Origin of the sequence: Salinisphaera sp. G21_0 (assembly GCF_017744115.1) — a bacterium.
Lineage (GTDB): Bacteria > Pseudomonadota > Gammaproteobacteria > Pseudomonadales > Endozoicomonadaceae > Endozoicomonas.
The window spans coordinates 17801-40374 of the sequence record NZ_JAGHQW010000033.1; the positions used below are offsets into that span (position 1 = coordinate 17801).

The 22574-nt window shown below is 48.7% G+C and carries 18 protein-coding genes; 6 read left to right on the forward strand and 12 right to left on the reverse strand.

Annotation, left to right across the window (positions count from 1 at the left end):
- The first annotated feature begins 57 nt into the window (after positions 1–57).
- Complete coding sequence (locus tag J7439_RS15610; RefSeq protein WP_209202909.1) at positions 58–1260, forward strand: hypothetical protein; 1203 nt, start codon at positions 58–60, stop codon at positions 1258–1260.
- Positions 1261–1360: 100 nt separating this feature from the next.
- On the opposite strand, the gene J7439_RS15615 is transcribed toward J7439_RS15610, so the two are convergent.
- The 3 genes from J7439_RS15615 to J7439_RS15625 all read right to left on the reverse strand — a co-directional run bounded on the left by J7439_RS15615 (position 1361) and on the right by J7439_RS15625 (position 3144).
- Positions 1361–1933: a VapC50 family PIN domain-containing toxin gene (locus tag J7439_RS15615; RefSeq protein ID WP_286196706.1), complete on the reverse strand. Its 573-nt coding sequence runs from the start codon at positions 1931–1933 to the stop codon at positions 1361–1363.
- Positions 1933–2391: a helix-turn-helix domain-containing protein gene (locus J7439_RS15620; RefSeq protein ID WP_209202911.1), complete on the reverse strand. Its 459-nt coding sequence runs from the start codon at positions 2389–2391 to the stop codon at positions 1933–1935. Before J7439_RS15620 ends, J7439_RS15615 begins: the two co-directional genes overlap by 1 nt.
- A 603-nt stretch (positions 2392–2994) precedes the next feature.
- Positions 2995–3144, reverse strand: a complete 150-nt coding sequence (locus J7439_RS15625; RefSeq protein WP_209202912.1) for a hypothetical protein — start codon at positions 3142–3144, stop codon at positions 2995–2997.
- 56 nt (positions 3145–3200) lie between these two features.
- Between J7439_RS15625 and J7439_RS15630 the strand changes: the two genes are divergently transcribed.
- Entirely contained in the window at positions 3201–3416 is a 216-nt protein-coding gene (locus J7439_RS15630; protein ID WP_209202913.1) for a hypothetical protein, read from the forward strand.
- A 338-nt stretch (positions 3417–3754) separates the two neighbouring features.
- On the opposite strand, the gene gorA is transcribed toward J7439_RS15630, so the two are convergent.
- Entirely contained in the window at positions 3755–5122 is a 1368-nt protein-coding gene (gorA, locus tag J7439_RS15635) for a glutathione-disulfide reductase (RefSeq protein ID WP_209202914.1), read from the reverse strand.
- A 697-nt stretch (positions 5123–5819) separates the two neighbouring features.
- On the opposite strand from gorA, the gene J7439_RS15640 reads away from it, so the two are divergent.
- Complete coding sequence (locus tag J7439_RS15640) at positions 5820–6179, forward strand: nuclear transport factor 2 family protein (protein ID WP_209202915.1); 360 nt, start codon at positions 5820–5822, stop codon at positions 6177–6179.
- Positions 6180–6649: 470 nt separating this feature from the next.
- On the opposite strand, the gene J7439_RS15645 is transcribed toward J7439_RS15640, so the two are convergent.
- Both J7439_RS15645 and J7439_RS15650 read right to left on the reverse strand, forming a co-directional pair.
- Positions 6650–8332: an NAD-dependent malic enzyme gene (locus J7439_RS15645; protein ID WP_209202916.1), complete on the reverse strand. Its 1683-nt coding sequence runs from the start codon at positions 8330–8332 to the stop codon at positions 6650–6652.
- 687 nt (positions 8333–9019) lie between these two features.
- Positions 9020–9913: a DMT family transporter gene (locus tag J7439_RS15650; RefSeq protein ID WP_209202917.1), complete on the reverse strand. Its 894-nt coding sequence runs from the start codon at positions 9911–9913 to the stop codon at positions 9020–9022.
- Between the two features lie 254 nt (positions 9914–10167).
- On the opposite strand from J7439_RS15650, the gene J7439_RS15655 reads away from it, so the two are divergent.
- Entirely contained in the window at positions 10168–10488 is a 321-nt protein-coding gene (locus J7439_RS15655) for an ArsR/SmtB family transcription factor (protein ID WP_286198385.1), read from the forward strand.
- Positions 10489–10499: 11 nt separating this feature from the next.
- On the opposite strand, the gene J7439_RS15660 is transcribed toward J7439_RS15655, so the two are convergent.
- On the reverse strand, positions 10500–11144 hold the full coding sequence (locus J7439_RS15660) for a hypothetical protein (RefSeq protein ID WP_209202918.1): 645 nt from the start codon (positions 11142–11144) through the stop codon (positions 10500–10502).
- Positions 11145–11467: 323 nt separating this feature from the next.
- Here J7439_RS15660 and J7439_RS15665 point away from each other — a divergent pair, with 323 nt between their 5' ends.
- Positions 11468–13663, forward strand: coding sequence for a zinc/cadmium/mercury/lead-transporting ATPase (locus J7439_RS15665; protein ID WP_209202919.1), 2196 nt, complete (start codon positions 11468–11470; stop codon positions 13661–13663).
- 58 nt (positions 13664–13721) lie between these two features.
- Positions 13722–14891 (forward strand): pentapeptide repeat-containing protein, encoded by a 1170-nt coding sequence (locus J7439_RS15670; protein ID WP_209202920.1) that lies wholly within the window; start codon positions 13722–13724, stop codon positions 14889–14891.
- A gap of 52 nt (positions 14892–14943) precedes the next feature.
- Here the strand turns inward: J7439_RS15670 and J7439_RS15675 are convergent, their stop codons facing one another.
- From J7439_RS15675 to pstA, 5 genes are all read right to left on the reverse strand, one after another.
- Positions 14944–16653 carry an HlyD family type I secretion periplasmic adaptor subunit gene (locus tag J7439_RS15675; RefSeq protein ID WP_209202921.1) on the reverse strand — a complete coding sequence of 570 codons (1710 nt, stop codon included), beginning with the start codon at positions 16651–16653 and terminating at the stop codon, positions 14944–14946.
- A gap of 6 nt (positions 16654–16659) precedes the next feature.
- Complete coding sequence (locus J7439_RS15680; protein ID WP_209202922.1) at positions 16660–18828, reverse strand: type I secretion system permease/ATPase; 2169 nt, start codon at positions 18826–18828, stop codon at positions 16660–16662.
- A 232-nt stretch (positions 18829–19060) separates the two neighbouring features.
- Positions 19061–19795 carry a phosphate signaling complex protein PhoU gene (gene phoU, locus J7439_RS15685; RefSeq protein ID WP_163370418.1) on the reverse strand — a complete coding sequence of 245 codons (735 nt, stop codon included), beginning with the start codon at positions 19793–19795 and terminating at the stop codon, positions 19061–19063.
- A gap of 49 nt (positions 19796–19844) precedes the next feature.
- On the reverse strand, positions 19845–20864 hold the full coding sequence (gene pstB / locus J7439_RS15690; protein ID WP_353623072.1) for a phosphate ABC transporter ATP-binding protein PstB: 1020 nt from the start codon (positions 20862–20864) through the stop codon (positions 19845–19847).
- Positions 20865–20869: 5 nt separating this feature from the next.
- Positions 20870–22558, reverse strand: coding sequence for a phosphate ABC transporter permease PstA (gene pstA / locus J7439_RS15695; protein ID WP_209202923.1), 1689 nt, complete (start codon positions 22556–22558; stop codon positions 20870–20872).
- Positions 22559–22574 lie beyond the last annotated feature (16 nt).

The following is a 22574-nucleotide window of genomic DNA, read 5'->3' on the forward strand; positions in this document are numbered from 1 at the left end:
CAGGTCACTATCACAGAGCCCAACTGGGAGGGGTATCATAAACCAGGTAATTCTGACTTGAAACGACCCGCTACAAGAGGGTATGCCTCTTCTGACCAATTTATCAATTCAACGGAAAGAGGCTCTGAGTTATTGCGCAAAATTGAGAATTCTCTCAAGTGTCTTGCAGATTTATTACAGTCGTCCAATAAAAGATCAGTGCTGACTGATATTATGCACCAACTTAAACATAACTACTCTACATTCAACATAGGACCTGTTCACTCCAGCGATTTGCCGGAAAATTGGGTGATACTATTATCACCACAAATGTTTTGCCTGTTTGGTGACAACATACAAGACTGGGAACGTATCATAGAAAAAAGTGCCTGGAATTATTCAGTAGACAGGCAGATTATGAGAGGAGAACTCAAAAATAAACTGAAGCTATTATTTCGACTGATACATGCACAAGAGCCTGATGTGCACTATTTGAACTGGCTATGTGACCTTTACCGCTCAGTGCCTCAATTTCTGAAATATATATTATTGGCCATCTTACAGACGCTCTCTGGGTCCTGTGATTCCTGTCAGTTAAAAGGCCGGTTAAAAGGAATGCTTGAGTCTTATTCTCTAAGGCCCGATAGAGTTGGCCTTCTTGAAGGCGCAGATCCACAATTTTCACAGCACTGCATAAACCTTATCAAAACGATGACCATGAGCAGCTCCCTTTTGGAGCGACTATCCCAGCCTCGCATCCATCAACAACTCCACTACCAGCCTGTGGGCAATAGCGTTATCATCCCTGAAAAACTCATGTCCGGCGAGGCTGCTTTCCTGAACGTATCAAAATCTACAAGCTACAAACCTATTATTTTCGACTGTACTTCTTTGTCCAGAAAAGCGGTAAATAATAAGATTGCTGAAAAAATAAAATCCGGCTTAAAGCCAGTAATTAGCGAAATATCTGAGAGTGTAGAGGATAGTGATTCCAACGAAGTAATAAGAAAAATATTCTTTAGCTGGCTGGCAGCGCATCAAAGGAATGATGCCACTCCTCCAATTTGGGTGACTTATCAATATAATATCTATTCTGAGACAAGGCAGCCTTACTATGAGCTGATGCTTACGCCTGCTAATCAGCAAGATGACCCCATGACCCAATTAAAATTACCTCCAAAACGTTTAAAAGACCATTTTAACCGACCTTCCGCTGTCGTTCTTCAAGAGGATGATTTGCTTGTTCTTTTAGATGAGTTCCTTGCACTAATCGCAGATTAGGAAAATAGGGTAGAACGGACCTCCTTTTTTCCGGCAGACAGAAACTCGTAGAGCTTTTCGAAACGATTCAGGTTGATTGGCGGGCTTTTTATGGGCAGTGTTACAAGGCCAGTCTGATAGACTCAAACCAGGCTACAGATTCCGGCAATCGCTGCTTTCTGAGTTTATAAAGGTATTCATCAACGGTGACGGGCGGATTCTTCAAGCCAGCTCTTGCTGAACGTATGGCCCCGATCACCTCTGCCGGATGTAAATCGATCAAATCATGAATAAAGCTGTCCGGATGTATGGCCTGAAGTCCATAAGGCTCAAGCGCGTCATCCGGAAAGTCCTTCAGATTATACGTTACGATCACATCGGAACTGGCAGCAATGGCAGCAGCGACCACATGCCGGTCATCCTCATCCGGTAAGACAACTGAGTTAATCAAATGTTCATAGCCTTCCACCAAGGCATCACGAACATGGGCATTCATTAACTCCCTTGTACGTTGCAGGTAGCCTTCATCAATGTCTGGCTTGTTTGCCTTCAGGTTGCGCGTCCACTCATCATGAATTGCCTCTGTCCATTTAGCCCGGAAGGTATCGGTCAGGGCCAGTCGCATCAGAACATCCCGGAGGACAGACGGGTAAAGCACACAGGCATCATAAACTACCGTAAACTGAGAGGCCATCAATACTCCGGATCATACTTCTGGGACAGGGCAGAAAGCTCATCCAGCGCAGATGACCGCCTGGCATCCACAGCCATCTTGTAGTCCATCAAATCCTGATAGCGAACCCGCCGATGACGCCCCACCTTATGATGGGGAATTTCCCCATGTTCCAGCATCCTGACCAGATAAGGCCGGGAAACATTGAGAATATCTGCCGCCTCCTGGGTCGTTAGCTCAGCATGAATAGGAATAATTTTTACCGCATTACCCTGCCCGAGTTGAGCAAGGATATCAGCCAACAAACTCAAGGCTCGGGTAGGGATGGAAATAGCGTGTTTCTTCCCATCTCTGGCACTGATATCAATCTGCTGGGTCTCCCCCCCGGTTTCCAGATAGGCGGAAATCTCCCGGCTACACTCTTGCGCTATGGCCACTTCTTCGGCGGTGGGCAACGCCAGTTTGTCTTTGATCGTCATAATAAATCCCTGAAGACTGGCTTCCTGAATAAGGTTACTTCTTACAGTCTAATCGAAATAAACGAAATAGCAATAAACGAAATATTCGAAAACGCTTCGGCACATTAACAGCTGCACATAATACGTATTCCCAAGCCAGCCAGCTAACTAATAACGTCACTGCCCGTGGGTTTACCCACAAACTAACTTCAGCCCTTTTTCCAAGGAGGTGACACTTATCAATCTGCTGAAAATCAGCTGTAGGTACATTTATGATCAGTGGTTTCTACTGCAAATCCATCAGGGGGCACCCATTTTCAGGGTGGCGTTTTGTTATTTGTAGCGTGGCATCGGCCTGCGCTGGGCCATGGAATTCCAACTTACTTATTGAGGGAAGAAACGAACACGGCGAATAAAGTAACCACCGTCAATAAAGAAGGCTATTTTGTGCATACATCCTCGGAAACGCAAAAAGCCTGCAACCGTGCCATTCGCTAAATATATGAATGGGCACTGTTACAGGCCTGTTGCTAAAGATGTAGCCGCCGGGGCTGAATGTGCAAGTTTAAGTGACTTTCAGCCCGGTCCAACCCACAACGTTCTCCTCTGCCTCCTCTGCTTTTATCAACCTTTGGTATCTTCCAGCGCCCCGGTCAGGGTGCTGGCGGCTTCGGCGTCGGTTTCCCCGTGTTCCATATGGTCGATATGGGCGAGGCGGCTGAGGTAGCGGAGGACTTCGATCAGCTTTTTCCGGTCGTTCCAGAAGGTGGACACCCCGGTTTTCAGGTAGTTTATGCCCTGTTGGGCGCGGATTCCTGTTTGATGCTCTCGTGGATGGCAAACAGGGCGTGGCGCACAATGGAGGCATCGAAACCGTGTTCTTTACCGTGAAAATCCCGGAACTCAAGATGCAAGCAACCGCCCTGTACAGAACAAAAAACTTTCGTATTAATAAAAAACTCAGGCTTATTTCTGTGCCTGCTGTGCCTGAGCCAGGTAGCCGTAATCGACCAGTTTGTTCAACCAACGTGCCGCATCCTTCCTGACCATCAAACCCTCGTAATCAGAGTTAGGATCAATGGTAGTTCATTTTCGTAATCCTCCCAGTGGAGCCCATGGCATGACTGGCGAAGAAGAGATAACCGATGTTGCAGCATCTCGATCGCAGGGCAGAATTCTAGCGGGAATGGTCAGTAGCTGACATACTTCCATAGGGCGGCCTCTCGCAGATGATTCTTTTGTCACATGAAAATCATAGCTGCGTTTGGTCGCCTCTCCTGTTTGGGTATTTTGGCTCCGGGACGTAAATCCTATGCTCCGGGGTCTGTAGTTGTGCTCAGTATGAGACTTTCACCCAAACAATAATCATCCTCCACCAATTGGCTCACCGCATAGTAACAAACTCCTCAGCGGAGGTTGGGTGAATGGCAACGGTGTCATCAAACTGAGCCTTGGTAGCTCCCATCTTTAAAGCAACAGCAAAACCCTGGAGCATTTCATCCGCACCGTGACCAATCGCATGGATACCGACGATTTTTTCCTCTGCACCGACAGTTATCAGCTTCATTCGTGATGGCTGGCGATGACTGGTCAATGCGCTGTACATGGCCGTAAACTGGCTGGTATACACTTTGACATTATCATCACCGTAAGCTTCACGGGCAGCCAGTTCCGTTAAACCCACTGTACCGATCGGAGGGTGGCTGAAGACAACCGTGGCCACATTGTCGTAGTTCAAATGCTCATCCGGTTTATTATTGAACAGGCGCTCTGACAGGCGGCGACCCGCAGCAACAGCAACCGGTGTCAATTCAACCTTGCCGATGTTGTCACCCACGGCATAAATGCCAGCAACATTGGTATTCTGGTATTTATCAACCGGAATGTAACCCCGGGCGTCCACCGTAACACCTGCTGCATCAAGATTAATACCCGCAGTATGTGGCTTACGGCCTACAGCCCAGATCACCGTATCAACATTTAATAAGTTACCGTTTTCCAAATGAACGGTCAGACTTCCATCGTCTTCTTTTACAACTTCTTTTGGTACTGAATGGGTATGAAGCTGAGGACCTTCGGACGCCATTACTTCTACCAGCGTATCAGACAGCATCGCTTCAAAATTACGCAATGGCTTGTGTTTACGAACCAGCAAATGCGTTTCACTGCCCAGGGCGTGTAGCACACCGGCCAGTTCAACAGCTATGTAACCCGCACCCAATACAGCCACCCGGCCAGGGCGCTCAGTCAACTCAAAGAACCCATCCGAGTCGATACCGTATTCGGCTCCGGGAACGTCTGGAATCAGGGGCTCACCACCGGTTGCAATGGTGATATGGTCCGCTGTGTAATGCTCACCATTCACCTCTACTGTTCTGGCATCAACAAATCGTCCATAGCCGTTTATTACGGTAATTTTATTATTGCCAAGAACCCGTTCATAAGAAGCATGTATACGACTGATGTAAGCCTCCCGACTATCGACGAGCTTGCTCCAGCTAAATGACTGCAACTGCTGGTCAATGCTGATATCAAAGCCGTAGTCAGGCCCATAACGACAGGCATCAGCAATTTGCCCGGCAAACCACATGGCTTTCTTGGGAACACACCCTACGTTTACGCAGGTTCCTCCCAGATGCTTAGCCTCTACCAGCGCCACTTTTTTCCCGTACATAGCTGCACGATTTGCTGAAGCGATACCACCGCTTCCGCCGCCGATTACCAGATAATCAAAGTGGTTTGATGCCGTCATTTTATTGTCCTGATCATTGCAGAGCCGACATAAGCCTGCCCCGTGAAAGTCTCTGAGTACTATAAGGTCAAACTGCCCGATTTAAAGTATTAATGTGCATTTGATACCTAACCAAATGAAATCATATTTGTTACATCTATTCCGAAGGTTACATCCAGAGGGTAAACGCAGTAACAGGAAAACTGCACCAGACATCTGGCTATAAAATATGAATGACCTGCTTACTCCTTATTTACCAAGGCCTGTAGAGACATTTATAAAAGCTGGCACACCGCTTGTATTATGTCAGGCGAGAACAAAAATCGTCAGAACATAACAACAATAACAACGACGACTCCCAGCCTACAAAAATAATAATATATGGCCGGGCCACTCAAGCAGACAGGTTTGCACGGTACTTTAAGGTAGCCGACAAACAGGGATAAGAAAGCCGAGAAGACTGACTGAGTCTGGTAACAGGCGACAAAAGGCAGCGCGGGCATTCGACAGGGAAGAAATAAAGAGCTTCTGCGTATCTGTAAACCTGTTTGTTTGTTTATTTTTTCATTCTATAAACTTCTCCCCCCCTTTCTTATTTAACTCTCTTCTTTACTCCCCGGAATCCAGCCTGTGACAACTTGAAGCAGGTCGATATGTCGAGTTAGTGCTATGTTGTGAATTTTGGGTATCTACTCACAAACCATTGGTATCTCAAATTATGACCAACGATGAACAAATCGAAGCTGCCAGAGCCTATATTGCTCTGTCCAATGCGCACAGGCTGGACTGGATATCTCAAATGTTTGATGAAAGTGCCAGCTACTACTCTGCCTTTCTTGGTGACTTCCAGGGAAAGGCCGCCATTCTTGATATGATGACTGCTTTTTTTTCAGAAATCCCTGATGTGAACTGGCATGTTAACAGCTACCGCAGCCTGAATGGCTGTTGTGTAGAACTTGAGTTTGTCAGAACAGGTACTGATATTGCGTCGGATGAATCTGTGAATGTACCAGGTGTAGAAAGGATTTTTTTCTCCAAAGAAGGTCTGATCAGTCGTATAGAAGTGCATAAACCCTGAACCATGTTCGTCTGTTACCCGGGTTACACTCTTCACAACCCAGTACTCAACAAGTAACAGTTTACCCTTTTTCCATGGCATGGCCTGAACGGTACAGGAAAAATCATCTCCTTAAATATCAACCAGTTAAGCAACGACAGAAGTTATTGGCACACCCTTTGTATATAACCAGTCGCAAACAAAAAAATGCCAAATAATAACAACTACATGGCAAATCCTGACCACCAATAACAAAAACAACAGGTCGGTGATTAAAGCAGATAAGTTTGCATGATACTGAAGGACATCAACTGGCAAAGTGCTGGAATGTAAACAAGATTGCCGCAGCTTTTTTAAAGACTGCACCATCAGGAAGGCAACGGGACATACCAGACATCTGTCAGTCAATAACAACAATAAAGATGCCTGGTAGTTTGTAAACTTATCTGCTTATCCTTTTCTACGCTGTAACGTAAATCTGGGTACTACTTTCAAGAATCAGACAGATAAACTCTGCAATATTCAGGGCTCCAGCGCTTGCTTCTGACTCTGGCTTCCAGTGTAGTTTGTTCACATTTAGGTGCCAGCCCCTCTTCCTGCGCCTTTCTGGCTACGGCAATCGCTATATCACAGGTCACCTGATGAATACGGTTCAATTCAGGCAGAAGAGCGGCGTCCGGATTCATAACCGCTGGCGAGGCCATGGCCAGTGTTTCCACCGCTGCATCCAGCATACCATCAGATACTCTTTCAGCATCGCTGGCCAAGACACCAAGACCCAGCCCCGGGAAGATATAGATATTGTTACATTGGGCGACAGGGTAACGGTTACCATTGTACTCAACCGGATCAAATGGGCTACCAGTAGCAATCAACGCCCGACCTTCACTCCACTGAATAATATCTTCTGGCGTGGCTTCAACCTGGCTGATGGGGTTGGACAGTGGGAAGACAATGGGGCGCTCATGGTTCTCAGCCATTTTTTCAATGACTTCCCGGGTGAACAGGCCTGGCTGACCTGATACTCCAATGATAGCGTCTGGTCTGGCGTAGGTGACAACGTCTAACAATCCGGGATTCTCATCACACCCCCATTGACGGAGCTCTTCACAACTTTGTACCAGGCGCTGCTGGAACGGCCGCAGGTCTGCCATCTGATCATTCAGCACGCCATGGCGGTCAACCATGAAGATTCGCTGACGGGCTTCTTCTTCACTGAGTCCCCGGCCAACCATCAAGCGGATCAGCTGCTCGGCAATACCGCAACCGGCTGAGCCGGCACCAAGGAAGGCAATTGTCATCTCCTCAATGGACTTGCCTGCGGCTTTGGCCGCAGCCAGCAGTGATGCGGCAGTAACACCGGCTGTGCCCTGAATATCATCATTGAAAGAACAGAGTTCATCCCGGTATTTTTCCAGCAGTGGTGTTGCATGGTCGATTGCAAAGTCTTCAAATTGTAACAGTGCTTTCGGCCAGCGACGTTTCAGTGCACGAATAAAGTCGTCCACGAACGCATAGTATTCATCATCTGCAATTCGCTCATGACGCCAGCCCAGGTAATTCGGGTCATTCAGTAACTGTCGGTTATTGGTGCCGCAATCCAGGACGATAGGCAGTGTTTTGTTCGGTGCGATGCCACCCACCGCACTGTAGAGAGACAGCTTGCCAATGCAGATCCCCATACCGCCAATACCCTGGTCGCCCAGGCCCAGAATACGCTCACCATCCGTGACAACAATCACTTCAATATTGCGCTTGAAGTTGGCCAACATGGCTGAGATATGTTCACGCTGGGGATAGGAAATGTAGATGCCTCTTGGTCGACGGTAGAGGTCGCTGAAGCGCTGACAGGCCTGCCCTACAACCGGCGTGTAGATGATAGGCAGCATTTCCTGAAGATAACGTTGCAGGAGAGCATAAAACAGTGTTTCGTTGGTATCCTGCAATGCGCGCAGATAGATGTGCTTCAGTATCGGCGTAGGCTTGACGGAGAAAGACTTATAAGCTCGACGACATTGTTCCTCCATCGACTCTACCCTTGGCGGCAGAAGACCATGAAGGTCCAGCTCACTCCGCTCCTCCATAGAAAAAGCGGTCCCTTTGTTCAACAGGGAGTTTTCCAGCAACAAACGGCCTGTGAGGCCAGTATGGATGCTTTGGTCGTGTTCGCTCATTGTTTTCCTACGTTTTTTCGGCCGATGTGTCAGCCGTTTTTTCAACAAAAGTGTAACCGCAACTGCTGATATAACAGGCAGTGTCAGCAGGTGCACAAAGGATAATCCTTAGTGCAGGAGCAGAACAAACGGAATAACCGAAATAATCAAACATGTATATCGTCGGCAGCAACTGTCTGAAAAACAGACTGTCTCAAAGATTTGGTGGATTTTGCCCTGAGGCTAAGAACTGGTATTTGTTACCTTGCAGGAGCATTGTCACATTTTGTGGTAGCCAGGTAACAAATCACAACCGACGAACTGTGCATTATTTAATCATAAAAAAACACGTCATCATTCGGAAACCACGTACAGCAAGGCATCAGGGAATTGTCTCTATTTTTGGCACAGCAGTTGTATTAGTGAAAGCAACAAGAACAAAACACCCACCATAAAAACAATAACAGGGTTTGGTGCCGACTCATCAGAGCGTTTTATAACAAGAACAATAAAGAGTCGGCAGTAACAAGCAGATGGGTTTACAAGGTGCTTTTTTGCGGACACAGCACCAACAGGGATACCAGAGCGCTTAGAAGATCAGCTAAATCCGGAGTAATATCGGAAAGGCGGCCAGGCAAAACTGGGAATATGGAAGTTAAATAAAGCTATTTTCCACACAGCTTGCAAACCCATCTGTTTGTTTTCCTTTTAGGCCTTGGAGCGTCTAAGCTGCGACAGTAGCATCCCGGTCATCATCAGGCCGCACCCTAAAAAACCTCTCAGTCCAAGCTGCTCGTCCAGCAATAACCAGCCTCCCAGTACCGCAAAAACAGCTTCCAGACTCATAATGATAGCCGCATGAGAAGAAGCTGCATCTCTCTGGGCAATGATTTGCATCGTAAAGGCGACACCGGTAGAAAGAACGCCGGCAAACAGCAGAGGCCCTGCACTTTTTAGAATGGCATCAAGGCTGATAGGTTCAAGATAAAGAGCAACCATCATGCTGCATAAAGCGGTCATAAAAAACTGTATTAATGACAGCCTCAGCGGATGAACATGCCGGGAAAGCCAGCCAATAAGCAGTATTTGAACGGCATACATAAGGGCAGAGCCTAACGTCAGCACGTCACCTTTATTGAAGTTCAGGCCATCCTGTACGGTCAGGAAATACAGGCCCGCCAGCGCAATGGCTCCACCCAGCCAGGTTGCAGGGCGGGTACTATGCCCAAACCAGATCCCCAGTATTGGTACCAGAATGATATAGAAACCGGTGATAAAGCCAGAGTTACCCGCTGTGGTATACAACAGACCAACCTGTTGAAAGGATGAAGCAAGAAAAAGTACGACACCGGTCAATGGCCCCCATTTCAGCAGCAATTGACTGTCGTATTGCTTTTTATGGCCGGAGACTTTCTTTCTGGAGATGTTTTCCAATAGAAAATAAACCGGTAATAACGAAATAAAGCCCAGAGCAAAACGGCAGGCATTAAACAGAAATGGTCCAAGATGCTCCATGCCTTTGATCTGGGCAACAAAGGCAAATCCCCATATGGCAGACACCCCCAGTAGTAGAATATCTGCTCGAAGCGCTTTGGTTTTCACAGTGCACAACCCGGCTTGTTGTGGCCATCCTTTTGTCAGGCTGGCCCGATTATTATTGGTGAAGGCTTATACCGCTATCAGCGGCTTATCATTGTCGCCTGATTTTTTGCTCAGATCATTTTGCCACCAGCAGCAAAGCTCGAAAAGCGTTTATCGACTGATGGTGCAAACCCGGGAAAATAGACTAAGCCTTCATGGCACAATACCATTACCAATAATTACTTTCTTAAGGTTCGGACAAGCCTATGGTCGATATGCATCAAACCTGTTGTTCTCTGCTGCCTGAGCTGTCTGAACAGGACATGGGGCGACTGGCAAAAATTTTCCGGCTGCTGGGAGACACCAAAAGACTGCAGCTGGTCATTGCCTGTCTGGAAGAGCCACAGCCTGTATGCTGTCTATCGGAAATTTCGGGCATGTCGCAACCTTTAACCAGCCATCATCTGCGCAGTTTGCGGGAAGCCCGAATCCTGCGATCAACCCGCAAAGGAAAGCAGGTACTCTATGAGTTGGATGACCACCATATCCGTCATGTCATTCTTGATATGGCTAATCATGTTAAGGAGCGTCAGTAAGATAGTACGGGTTATTGCTTGAGTTTATTTTCCTGGATGCTGAAAGCTGCTTCAATATGAGGTCTAAGGATGGATCTGTTTTTATGTTGAGTCATAGACAAGGCAATATCCACTTTGGAAAACTCATTGAGCTTGTTTTTCTGTTTTTGCATCTCTTTGATGTGGCCGAATGCATTTTCAAGGTGAACTCTTGCCCCATGGGTAGTTGCACCCTCAGCAGGAGTCGTATCCACGCAATAAGCGCCATTAAAATCGTATGCCTCCATTCTTTCACCACTGGCATGGTTTATAGAGTTGAAGGCAGCTGATACCGAGGCACCAGCGGCAGTGGCATGGTTTTTTTCAGACTTGCCGTTTTGTACACCATGAGAACTGAAAGATTCTTCTATCAATTCGCCAATCGAATTTAAGTACATCATTTCGTCAATTCTGGCCTGAAATTCATCCGGTGTGGCAATGTCTGAACTATGCTCTATCTTTCGCTCCGCCAGTGAGGTTGATGGTTTAGTGTTCTCCCCCGAGGCTTCTGGTATCTGCTTGATGGCCTCAGTGGAAGTCACCTGTTTATTGTCAGCGGTTTTACCCGGAGAATCAGACACAATGTCATTATCTGGAATAGTCAATTGTGATGAAGGACCTGTGGGGTTAATGCTCATTATTCTTTCTCCTGATAACCATTCTGCCTGATTCAAAAATCCATTATTTCTGGTATTCAGCTTAGCAGTGGATTTCTCCACAGAGTGGTTACTGCGCTACGCTCCGTGAATCAAACACGGGTTTATGCTCTGGTCCATAATAAGGAAGGATTAATCGAACAGACGCTTAATAATTACACAATGCACTTAACAATATTCATTTTCATGGCTTGACTCACCATAAATATAAAATTATTTTTATATAAACTTATTTTTATATTAATACGAGTGAAGTCATGTCATCCTGCTCAGCAACCCACAGTGACAGCCCACAGAGTGACACAATGAAAAGTAGCTGTGCTGCATCTTCATGCTGCGGCAATAACACTCAATCAGAAGCTTCTACAATAGAAAGTCAGACTTCTTCGGTATCCGATAGTATGCAGCTAAGCTGGATCATCACCGGCATGGACTGCCCGGGCTGTGCCGCCAAAATTGAGAATGCCGTAAAGGGGCTGAACGGTGTTACTCAGGCTCGGGTCACCTTTGCAACGGAGCGCCTGCTGGTAGAGGTCGAAAATCGAGCAGGCATCAGTGATGACATCTTTAAGACTCTCAAAGAACTGGGCTTTTCGGTTAAGGACGACGCCGTTTCAGAAACGGCAGCTGACAGTGTCCTGAAAAAATACTGGCGCATTATATCACTGGCCTTATTTATGCTGGTCGCGGTGTTGATTCAGGGCACCTTTCCCGTTGCTGGCAACGTGTTTTTTTACCTGGCGACACTCTGGGGGCTCTACCCTGTTGCGACCAAAGCATGGCAATTAGCCAGGAGTGGCTCTCCCTTTTCCATCGAAACCCTGATGAGCATCGCGGCCATTGGTGCCCTGTTTCTGGGTGAAACCGTTGAAGCCGCCATGGTGCTTCTGCTATTCATGATTGGTGAGCATCTGGAGGCGTTTGCGGCAGGGCGGGCTCGACAGGGTGTCCAGAAGCTGATGGCACTGACGCCAGAAACGGCTTACCGTATTGACCGCGATGGACATAAAACAGAGGTTTCTGCCCATACGCTGACACCGGGAGACATCATCGAAATATTACCGGGCAGTCGCCTGCCCGTTGATGGTGAACTCTTAACGCCTGACGTTAGCTTTGATGAAAGCGCACTGACCGGCGAATCCGTCCCTGTTGAACATAACCCCGGTGAGAGTGTAATGGCTGGCTCGCTATCTGTGGATCGGGTTGCCCGACTCAGGGTGATTTCAAAGCCCGGAGAGAGTGCGGTTGACCGTATCATCCGTCTGATCGAAGAAGCAGAAGAGCGAAAAGCGCCCGTTGAACGTTTTATTGATGCATTTAGCCGCTGGTATACACCATTAATGATGTTTCTGGCGGCACTGGTGGCTGTTGTTCCTCCGCTGGTGTTTGCCGGGCTCTGGGTAGAATGGATCTACAAGGCACTGGCACTGTTACTGATCGCCTGCCCATGTGCACTGGTGATTTCAACACCTGCTGCTGTTACCTCGGCCCTGGCCAGAGCGTCTCGCAACGGTGCACTGGTCAAGGGTGGTGCTGCCCTTGAGCTGTTGGGTTCGGTCACAACGGTCGCTTTTGATAAAACCGGCACACTGACTGAAGGAAAGCCTGCAGTTACTCACATAGCATCCTTTGACCGCTCAACACTCAACCAAGAACAGGAAATCCTGCGACTGGCTGCATCCGTCGAGTCAGGTTCAACACATCCACTGGCCAAAGCCATCGTCGCCAAAGCTGAGGAGATGAATATCAGGATCCCTGCCGCCGGGAACATTGTGGCCAAAGCCGGACTGGGTGTGCAAGGTCAGGTTGAAGGTAAAGCCGTGGTCGTTGGCTCACCACGACACTTACAGGACAGTATTGATCTGATTACAGGCGCTCAACAAAAACTTGAACAGCTTGAAGAGCAGGGTAATACCATTGCGGTGGTGACGGTTGAAGGGCATTTGGTGGGCTTTATTGCCCTGCGGGATGAGCCAAAAGCCGAGGCTCCGAATGCCATCGCAGCCCTTAAGGCCATGGGTATCAACAGTATCATGCTCACTGGTGACAACCCACGGGCTGCGAAAGCCGTCGCCAGCCAATTGGGAATGGCCTATCGCGCGGATCTCCTGCCCGGAGATAAGTCTGCTGAAATAGAGTCGCTACGAAAACAAGGCCGGGTTGCCATGATCGGTGACGGTATCAATGACGCCCCTGCACTGAAGACGGCAGATATCGGCATTGCCATGGGATCGGGTGCCGACGTCGCTCTTGAAACCGCAGACTGTGCGCTGACCCATAACCGTGTGGTAGAACTTGCTGACCTTATTGGTCTTTCCCGCGCCACCATGTCCGTTATCCGCCAGAACATTTTCCTGGCCGTGGGCAGTAAAGCCGTGTTCCTGGTCACTACCCTGCTGGGCATGACCGGACTCTGGGTTGCTGTCCTTGCCGACACCGGTGCCACAGCCCTGGTCACCGCCAATGCTCTCAGGCTATTGCGAAATAAAAAGAGGGCCTAAACCTTTAACCTATCCGGGCGACTCAGAATAAAATGAGTTTGTCCGGAGATTTCCACCTGTGCCACAGAAACAACGCCCATCATCGAAGTCTTCAGAACAGAAGTCTTCACCAAAAAAGAAGGTTTCAACAACGTCGGGTAACCACAACATTCTGGATACCGATGGGCTCAAAACCTCTGGCTTAAGAGCCAATAACAGCATTCTGGTGAATAAAGAGGTTGGCAAATATCAGGTCCAACAGACATCAGGGCTGGCTTCTCAATTTGAGCAGGAAAAAGAGAAGGCTGCGCGGCAACGGGCATTGCTGGAAAGTCTGCACCCCGGATGGACCGCCCCGGAGCAATCCGACTTTACCGGGCTATCTCTCAATCATCGGGATCTGGAGCGCATGCGCTTTAAAAACAGCCTGATGCAGCGCTGTAAATTCCGGTCCGGCAAACTGCGTGGCGTTTATTGGAAAAACTGTGACCTGCGTGGTGCCGATTTTCGCCATACCGATCTGCGGGACTGCATTCTGGATGGCTGTAATTTGAATGGGGCCGACCTTCGTCACGCCAACCTGGCCAATGCCAGAGTCATTGATTCCGACCTCTCAGCAGCAAATTTTGATCATGCCGTGCTGGATAAGGCGGTGATTGAAAACTGTGATATGACCGCACAAACCTTCCACAACAGCTCCTGCCGGGAAATACGTTTATACAACAGTCATATCATCCACGGATTCTTTGATAATACTGATTTCTCACAGGCAGAGATTCAGGATATGGAGTTTCGTCACTGTACCCTGACCAAAACCTCATTCAACAATGCGGCGATCCAAAACGCATCCTTCAAAGGGTGTGAAAGTTTTGATGAAGGCCCCTCTTTTTCCGGGGCAACAATGAGTGAAGTAACCATGGCTGACTGTGAACTACGGTCTGTCAGTCTGGCCAATACTGAAATATCTCAGTGTGTCTGGGAACGTGTCAGCTTAACCAGCGCCCAATTGGATAATGCGGTATTCAACAAGGTCAGCTTCAATGAAGGCGTTTTCACCGACTGCTTCAGTGTGGAAAAAGCACCCACCTTTACCCATTGCCACCTGAATCATTTATTGATCGAACATACCGACCTCACCGATGCACACTTCAGCCAGAGTTGTTTTATCGGAAGCATTATCAAAGACTCAGATATTGATCAGTGGCAACTGCACAATACCCGAATCGCACCGGATACAATGATTGAGTAAGGCTGGCCGCTTCAGTGGCTATGATCACACCGGAAAACCAGCCTCATCCTGTTTATCTTTCTGTCAACGCATTCTGTTTGGCCCTGAGAATCGGCTTAAGCAGATAGGCCATCAGCGTCTTATCTCCGGTAATAATGTCCACATTGGTTCTCATACCGGGAATAATCATAAGCGGTTTATCTTCTGAGCCGACGAAGTTATTTTTGGTCCGGATTCGGACAATATAAAAGCTCTCGCCTTTCTCATCCTTGATGGTATCAGCACTGATATGCTCAACCTCGCCTTCAAGCCCACCATAAATCGCAAAGTCATAGGCCGTCAGCTTAACCACAGCTTTCATCCCCAGGCGCAGAAAACCAATGTCTTTGGGCTGAATTTGCGCCTCAATCATCAGGTTATCTTCCAGTGGCACAATCTCCAGCAGACTCATGCCGGGCTGAACGACCCCACCCAGCGTAGTGACATGGATTTTCTTAACAATGCCATCCATGGGTGATTTAATCAGAGTCCGGTCTACCTGGTCTTCAAGGGCATGATTAGACTCACCTAACTGATCCAGATGGACTTCAGTTTCCTTGAGTTCCTGAACAATATCAGCACGATATTCCTGAACAACCTCTTCTTTACGGGACAGTGCCTCCTGATGGGCCGCCTGTAACTTTGGAATACTCAGCTCAGTTCTTCGCATTTGTGACTCAAGGTCATTCACCCGCTGTCTTAACTGAATCAACTCAACCCTGGAGACAACACCCTGCTCTGCCAGAGGAACAGTCAACTCAAGTTCATCCTGTCCCAGTTCAAAGCTGGTGGTCAAAAATATCAGCTGATCTTCTGTGGTGGCTAACTCATGCTCAGCCTGGACAGCCTGCTCCCGGGCGACATTGAGTTCTGCGATGAAGCGGTCGGCACGCTGATAAAAAATTTCCCGCTCTCGCTCCATATAAGCCGGATAGTCGTCCAACTCAGCCGGGAAGTTCAATGCTTCACCAGACAACTCGGCTCTCAGTCTGGCCGCTTTGGCAAGCTCACTGTAATACTCAATGGCACTTTCCCGAAAGCTGGAAGAGAAACGGGTATCATCCAGCTGCATCAACGGTTGCCCGGAGTGCACCTGTTGACCTTCTGCAACAAAAATCTGCTCCAGAATCCCACCTTCCAGATTTTGCACCACCTGCAACCGCGACGATGGAATGACGATCCCCAGGCCCCTGGTAATTTCATCCAGCCGGGCAACACTGGCCCAGACGATGGAGGAGAACAGCGCCAGCAGCATAGTGTATATCAGTAAACGGCCACCTTTTGGCGTTCTTATCAGCATGGCGACATTAGTATCAGAGATATATTCCATATCATCTGGTAGCACTGTGTCTTCTATCTTTTCTAAAGAGTTCTCTGAAGAGTTTTCTGAAGAAGCCTCTGAAGAAGTCTCTGAGAAGTTCTCCGGAGAATCCTCTCCTTTGCCCTCCTCAGAAGTACTCTGCTCTTGGCCATCAGCAACATTAAATGCCTGTTCTGACTCAGCCGACTCTGAAGAGTTCTCTGAAGAGGTCTCTGAAGAAGCCTCTAAAGAGTTCTCCAGAGAATCCTCCCTTTTGCCATCCTCAGAAGCATTCTGCTCCTCGCCATCAGCAACACTAAATGCCAGGCTTGGCATCAACTGTTCTGACTCAACCGACTTGGTAATGTGGCCTTCTGACGGTTCAGTCTGATTCACAGGAGCCTCTGTCGAGCCCTTTACGTCCTTATCATCGCTGCTACTCATTCCAGCCTATCCTATTTTGAGTTTGCCCTGCCTTAACGCCGCATGTACCTGATCCTTGGGTCCATCCGCAACAATACGTCCACTGTCCATTACAATCAGTCGATCCACCAGATCCAGCATTGAGGCCTTATGGGTAACCAATATCAACGTCTTGCCGTTGCACCTGGTCTTCAGCTGCTCCTTCATTCGCAGCTCTGTGGTGTTGTCCATAGAACTGGATGGCTCATCCATCACCAGAATCGGTGGATTCATCAGCAGGGCGCGGGCCAGGGCAATACTTTGTCGCTGCCCTCCGGACAGGTTTTGCCCGCGCTCACCCACAATCATATCCAGCCCGTTAGGGTGCTTATTGGCAAACTCCGTTACTCCGGCAATCTCAGCAGCCTCAAGTAATTGGCTGTCGTCAACATGGTTTGCCCCCAGGGTGATATTGTCTTTAATGGAGCCGTAAAACAGTGTGATATCCTGGCTAACGCAGCCAATACTGGAGCGCAGGTCAGTGGGATTGATCTGTCGTAAATCAACACCGTCAACCCGAACCGCGCCTTCTCCCGGTTCATAAAGTCCCAGTATCAGCTTTTCGATGGTCGTCTTGCCCGAACCAATCCGCCCGATAATCCCAACCTTTTCACCGGCGTTAATTCTCAGGCTGACATCTCTTAAGGCCTGAATTTCCTGCTCCGGATAGGAAAAGTTAACCCCATCAAATTCAATACTGCCTTTCAGGTCCGGACGATTAACGTAATCCCTGTCTTCAGGACGTTCGGTTGGCATGTCCATGATCTGATTCAGGCCATCCAGAGCCGATTTGGCCTGGTTATAGCGGGTTGCCAGCCCGGCAATCTGAGCCATGGGTGCCAGACAGCGGCCTGAAAGCATGACCGAGGCAATCAGCCCCCCCATACTCAACTCGCCTTCAGCAATCAGATAAACCCCAAGAATAACCATACTTATATTGGCCATTTGTTGAACATAGGCACTGAAGCTGGTGGCAGAAGAAGTGAGCAGTTTGGTTTTAATGCTCCAGGTGGCAATATGGCTAACGGCTTTTTCCCAACGGTACTGAATATCACTCTCGGCCTGGGCAATTTTCAGGGCTTCCATTCCTGAGAGGCTTTCAATCAATGTGGCATTTTTCTGCTGACTGGAACGGAGTGTTTTTTCAACGGAATTTTTGAGAGGCTCCTGAATAAGGAAACTGTAGAGGCCAATGATGAGCATGGCGACCAAAGGTACGACGGCCGTCGGCCCACCGAGCATAAATATCACGAAAAGAATGATACAGGTGAACGGCAGGTCAACCAGCGCAGTGACCGTTGAAGAGGTAATAAACTCCCGAATACTTTCGAAATCCTGAAGGTTTTTCGCAAAGGAACCAACAGAAGCGGGCTTAGCCGTCATGCTCAACCCCAGAACCTGCTCCATGATGGCAGAAGAGAGCAAGATATCGGACTTTTTACCGGCCAGATCAATAAAATAGCTGCGCACCATTTTCAGAATAAAATCAAAACTGAAAACAATAAACGCACCAATGGCCAAAACCCAGAGTGTATCAAACGCCTGGTTGGGAACCACCCGGTCATAAACATTCATCACAAACAGCGGGCTGGCAACCACAAAGACGTTGATCAACAGTGATGCCAGTAAAACATCACGGTAAATTCTCCATGAACCGAGAATAGTTCCCCAGAACCAGTGTCTGGATTTAACCGTTAATTTCTGTGGGGTCCGACGATCATAACGATGCTTTTCACGGACATAGATAACATAGCCACTGTAAAATTCATTTAATTCTTCAATACTGATTGTTGTCGTGCCCTCACCGGTTTCCGGCATAATAATCCGGGCAGTGCCTTTTGCATGGTCAATATCCGACAAAATGCAGGCTTTGCGTTTATTCAGTAACAACACGGCAGGAACAACCAGTGACGATATTTCGGCAATCTCTCGCTTATGAACTTTACAGGCCAGCCCCGCTCTTTCGGACGATCGAATAAATACTTCTGCTGTAAATTTGCCTTTCTCAAGGGGCATTCCAGCTTTTAAAGATTCCCGTGAATACGGATTGCCATAATGGCGGGTTAACAAGGCGAGGCATTCAAGAAGGTCATCGCTGCTGACGGGTTGTTCATCAGGGATATCCCAGCCGTCATGAAGGGTACTGGAGTAATTCATAGCTACCTGCTGATTGTTTCATCCGTGTTTTCTTACAATAGATTGATTCAGAAACAAACAGCATGATTGCCTGAAAGGTATTAATAACTAAAGATTAGCGCAAAATACCAAACAGCTAATTGAAAAATAAAAAATTGAAAACCAAATTTTTAAATAGTGTTCATATCAGAAATAAAAACCGGGGAATTAAATTCCCCTAAACCATTTTGATTAAATAAAAGACATTACTGCTTCAATCATCCAGCTGCTTATCAAACACCTCTTCCTGCATCCGTTTAAGACCAATGTGTCTGACATCCTTGCCTTTTACCAGATAAATAACATACTCGGCAATATTTCTGGCATGATCACCAATACGTTCCAGAGAGCGTAATACCCACATAATATTCAAAACACGGGTAATGGAGCGGGGATCTTCCATCATATAAGTGACCAGTTCCCGGGTGGCACTTTTATACTCCCGATCAACCGCTTTATCCTCTTTGGCCACCGCAAGGGCCTGCTCTGCATCAAACCGGGCAAAGGCATTCAGCGCATCCTGAGTCATCTGGCGGACATGGCTGCCAATATGACGGGTTTCAATATAGCCTTTGGGTGCTTCCCCCTGTTCTGACAATTTTATGGCAAATCGCGCAATTTTGGCCGCTTCATCACCAATGCGCTCCAGGTCCGTCGCCACTTTGGTGCATGCCAGAACCAGACGTAAGTCGCTGGCTGCAGGCTGGCGGCGGGCCAGAATTCTGGAACACTCCTGATCAATGGACGTTTCCATAAAATTGATGTCGGTGTCTTTTTCACAAACAACGATGGCCAGGTCACTGTCGGCATTGATCAGCGACTCAATGGCATCACTGACCTGCTTCTCGACCATGCCGCCCATGGACAACAGGTTATTGCGAAGCTCTTCCAGTTCATGGTTGAACTGCTGAGAAATATGGTGGGTCAGCAAATCGCTTTGGTTAGGCATGGGTAATCCTTGGAGGCGGCCAGAAGCTGTTGAGATTCAGGAAAGAACTTCAGCCATAACGGCCAGTAATGTAGTCTTCAGTCTGTTTCTTGCGGGGGTTGGTGAACAGTCTGTCGGTGTCGCCATACTCAATCATCCGCCCCATATACAGAAATGCAGTGTAATCCGACACCCGTGCCGCCTGCTGCATGTTATGGGTGACAATCACAATGGTAAATCTGGACTTCAACTCATTGATCAACTCTTCAATCTTCAATGTGGAGATGGGGTCGAGTGCAGATGCCGGCTCATCCAGAAGCAATACTTCGGGTTCCACCGCAATGGTCCGGGCAATAACCAGACGCTGCTGCTGCCCGCCGGACAGGCCCAGTGCGCTTTCATGGAGGCGATCCTTCACTTCATTCCAGAGCGCAGCCCCTTTCAGCGCCCACTCCACAACCTCATCCAGTACCCGCTTTTTATTGATGCCCTGAATTCTCAGGCCATAGGCAACATTTTCATAAATACTCTTTGGGAATGGGTTGGGCTTCTGGAACACCATCCCCACCCGACGACGAAGATCAGCCACATTGACGGATTTCTCGTAGATATTTTGCTGCACACCGGAAGTATCGGTGAGCCCTATCTGCCCATCCACACGACAGCCATCCACCAGATCATTCATCCGGTTCATACTGCGTAGCAGCGTGGATTTACCACAACCCGAAGGCCCGATAAACGCCGTTACTCGCTGTTGCGGTATCTTCATGGAGATATCAAACAGCGCCTGTTTTTCGCCATAGAACAGGTTCAGCCCAGACACCTCCATACTGGTCGGTTCAAGCTCAAGATTCAGTACAGAACGACCACGCCCGAGAGACTCAGGATTAACAGCCCCGGGAAGTGCGGAAGCCGGTTCAGCACGACCATCAGCGGTAACACTGGCGTACTTCTCAGGGCTGTCTTCAGGATACGTTATGGCGGTTTTCACAGTAAGAGCCTCTCTCAGAGTCTTGTTCAGGCTTTCATCCTTTTTTTCATCCCCTTCCGGCTTTCTATCGATGACGTTATAAAGCTCTTCCGCAGACATCGTGTTCAGTCCTCAAGGCTCTTGTATTTTTCCCGTAACCGGTTGCGAATCGCTACGGCGGACAGATTCAGCACAGCAATAACCATCACCAGCAGCAACGCAGTGGCATACACCAGCGGCCTGGCAGCTTCCACGTTCGGGCTCTGGAAGCCCACATCAAAAATATGAAAGCCCAGATGCATAAACTTCTGATCAAGATGCAAATAGGGGTAGTTGCCATCCAGCGGCAAGCTGGGAGCCAGCTTAACAACACCCACCAGCATCAGTGGTGCTACTTCCCCAGCCGCACGGGCAACCGCCAGAATCAAACCGGTCATCATGGCCGGGCTGGCCATGGGCAGCACCACCCGCCACAGCGTTTCTGCCTTGGTGGCACCAAGGGCCAGACTCCCTTCCCGAACGGAGCGGGGAATGCGGGACAACCCCTCTTCAGTAGCGACAATCACCACCGGCAGGGTCAGCAGAGCCAGGGTGATGGATGCCCACAGCAGCCCCGGAGTACCAAAGGTGGGGGATGGCAGGGCCTCGGCAAAAAACAGATTATCGATTTTTGCCCCGGCAAAGTAGATGAAAAAACCAAGACCAAAAACCCCGTAAACGATGGAGGGAACCCCCGCCAGGTTATTAACTGCCACCCGAATGGCCCGGGTCATCCAGCCCTGACTGGCGTACTCTCGCAGATAGACAGCAGCAATAACACCAAAAGGGGTCACCATAATGGACATCAGAATTACCATCATCACTGTGCCAAAGATGGCGGGGAATACGCCGCCTTCGGTATTGGCTTCCCTGGGGTCATCTAGGATGAACTCTCCGACCTTGTCAAAGTAGAAGCCGATTTTATCGGTCAGTGACAGGGTATTGGGCTGATAGGCACGAACCACCTTACTGATTGGCTGTTCCAGGGTTTGACCAGCAACGGTTCTGGCCACAAAGCTGTCGCGGTTGAACGCCCGGTAAAGATCACCCAGCTGGGTTTCCAGTTGCTGATATTCCTGATTCAGTCGTTTTCGCTCAGCCTGAATCTCTGCCTGACGGACAGGGTCCATATCACCGCTCAGTTCCAAACGACGCTCGGCCAGCCGCAACTGCTCAATTGCGGCGTTAATTGAGCCAATGTCGTGCTTTTCAATCTGATAGATTGCTTGATAAATCCCGAGAGCCCGATCCAAACGCTCATTGAAAACGGTCCAGGCCGATTCACCACTGGCAATGGTGGCACCATCTTCCTGAACGGACTCAAGGAAACCGTAGAAATTGCCCCATTCACGACGCTCAAGCACCATGATGTCTTCAGGGTACTGGCGGTTACTCAGCCACTCATCGACGATCCAGACAAAGTCAGCACCACTCAGGTCCCGATTGCCCTGCTTCAGCAGATCACGGGTATATAGCTCCTGGCCGTTGACCACTTCAAGGCCGGACGACTCCAAACGAGCCGCAGGAACCTCTTCACTGTCAGTAATCTCTCCGGCAACCATTCGGACAGCCTGCCCAGGAGGCTGGTAATCAGCCACCATAATCTGGCCCGGCCAGAAGTGCCCCAGCCCCCGCACAGCAATCAACCCCAGCAGCCCGATCACCAGAACCAGACTGATGGCAACCGCACCGGCATTCAGCCAGACCCAGGGAGCACCGCTGTTAATCCAAGCACCAACAGAGCGTTTTCCGGGGCTTTGAAGGGAATTATTCATGGTCATTTCCTATCCT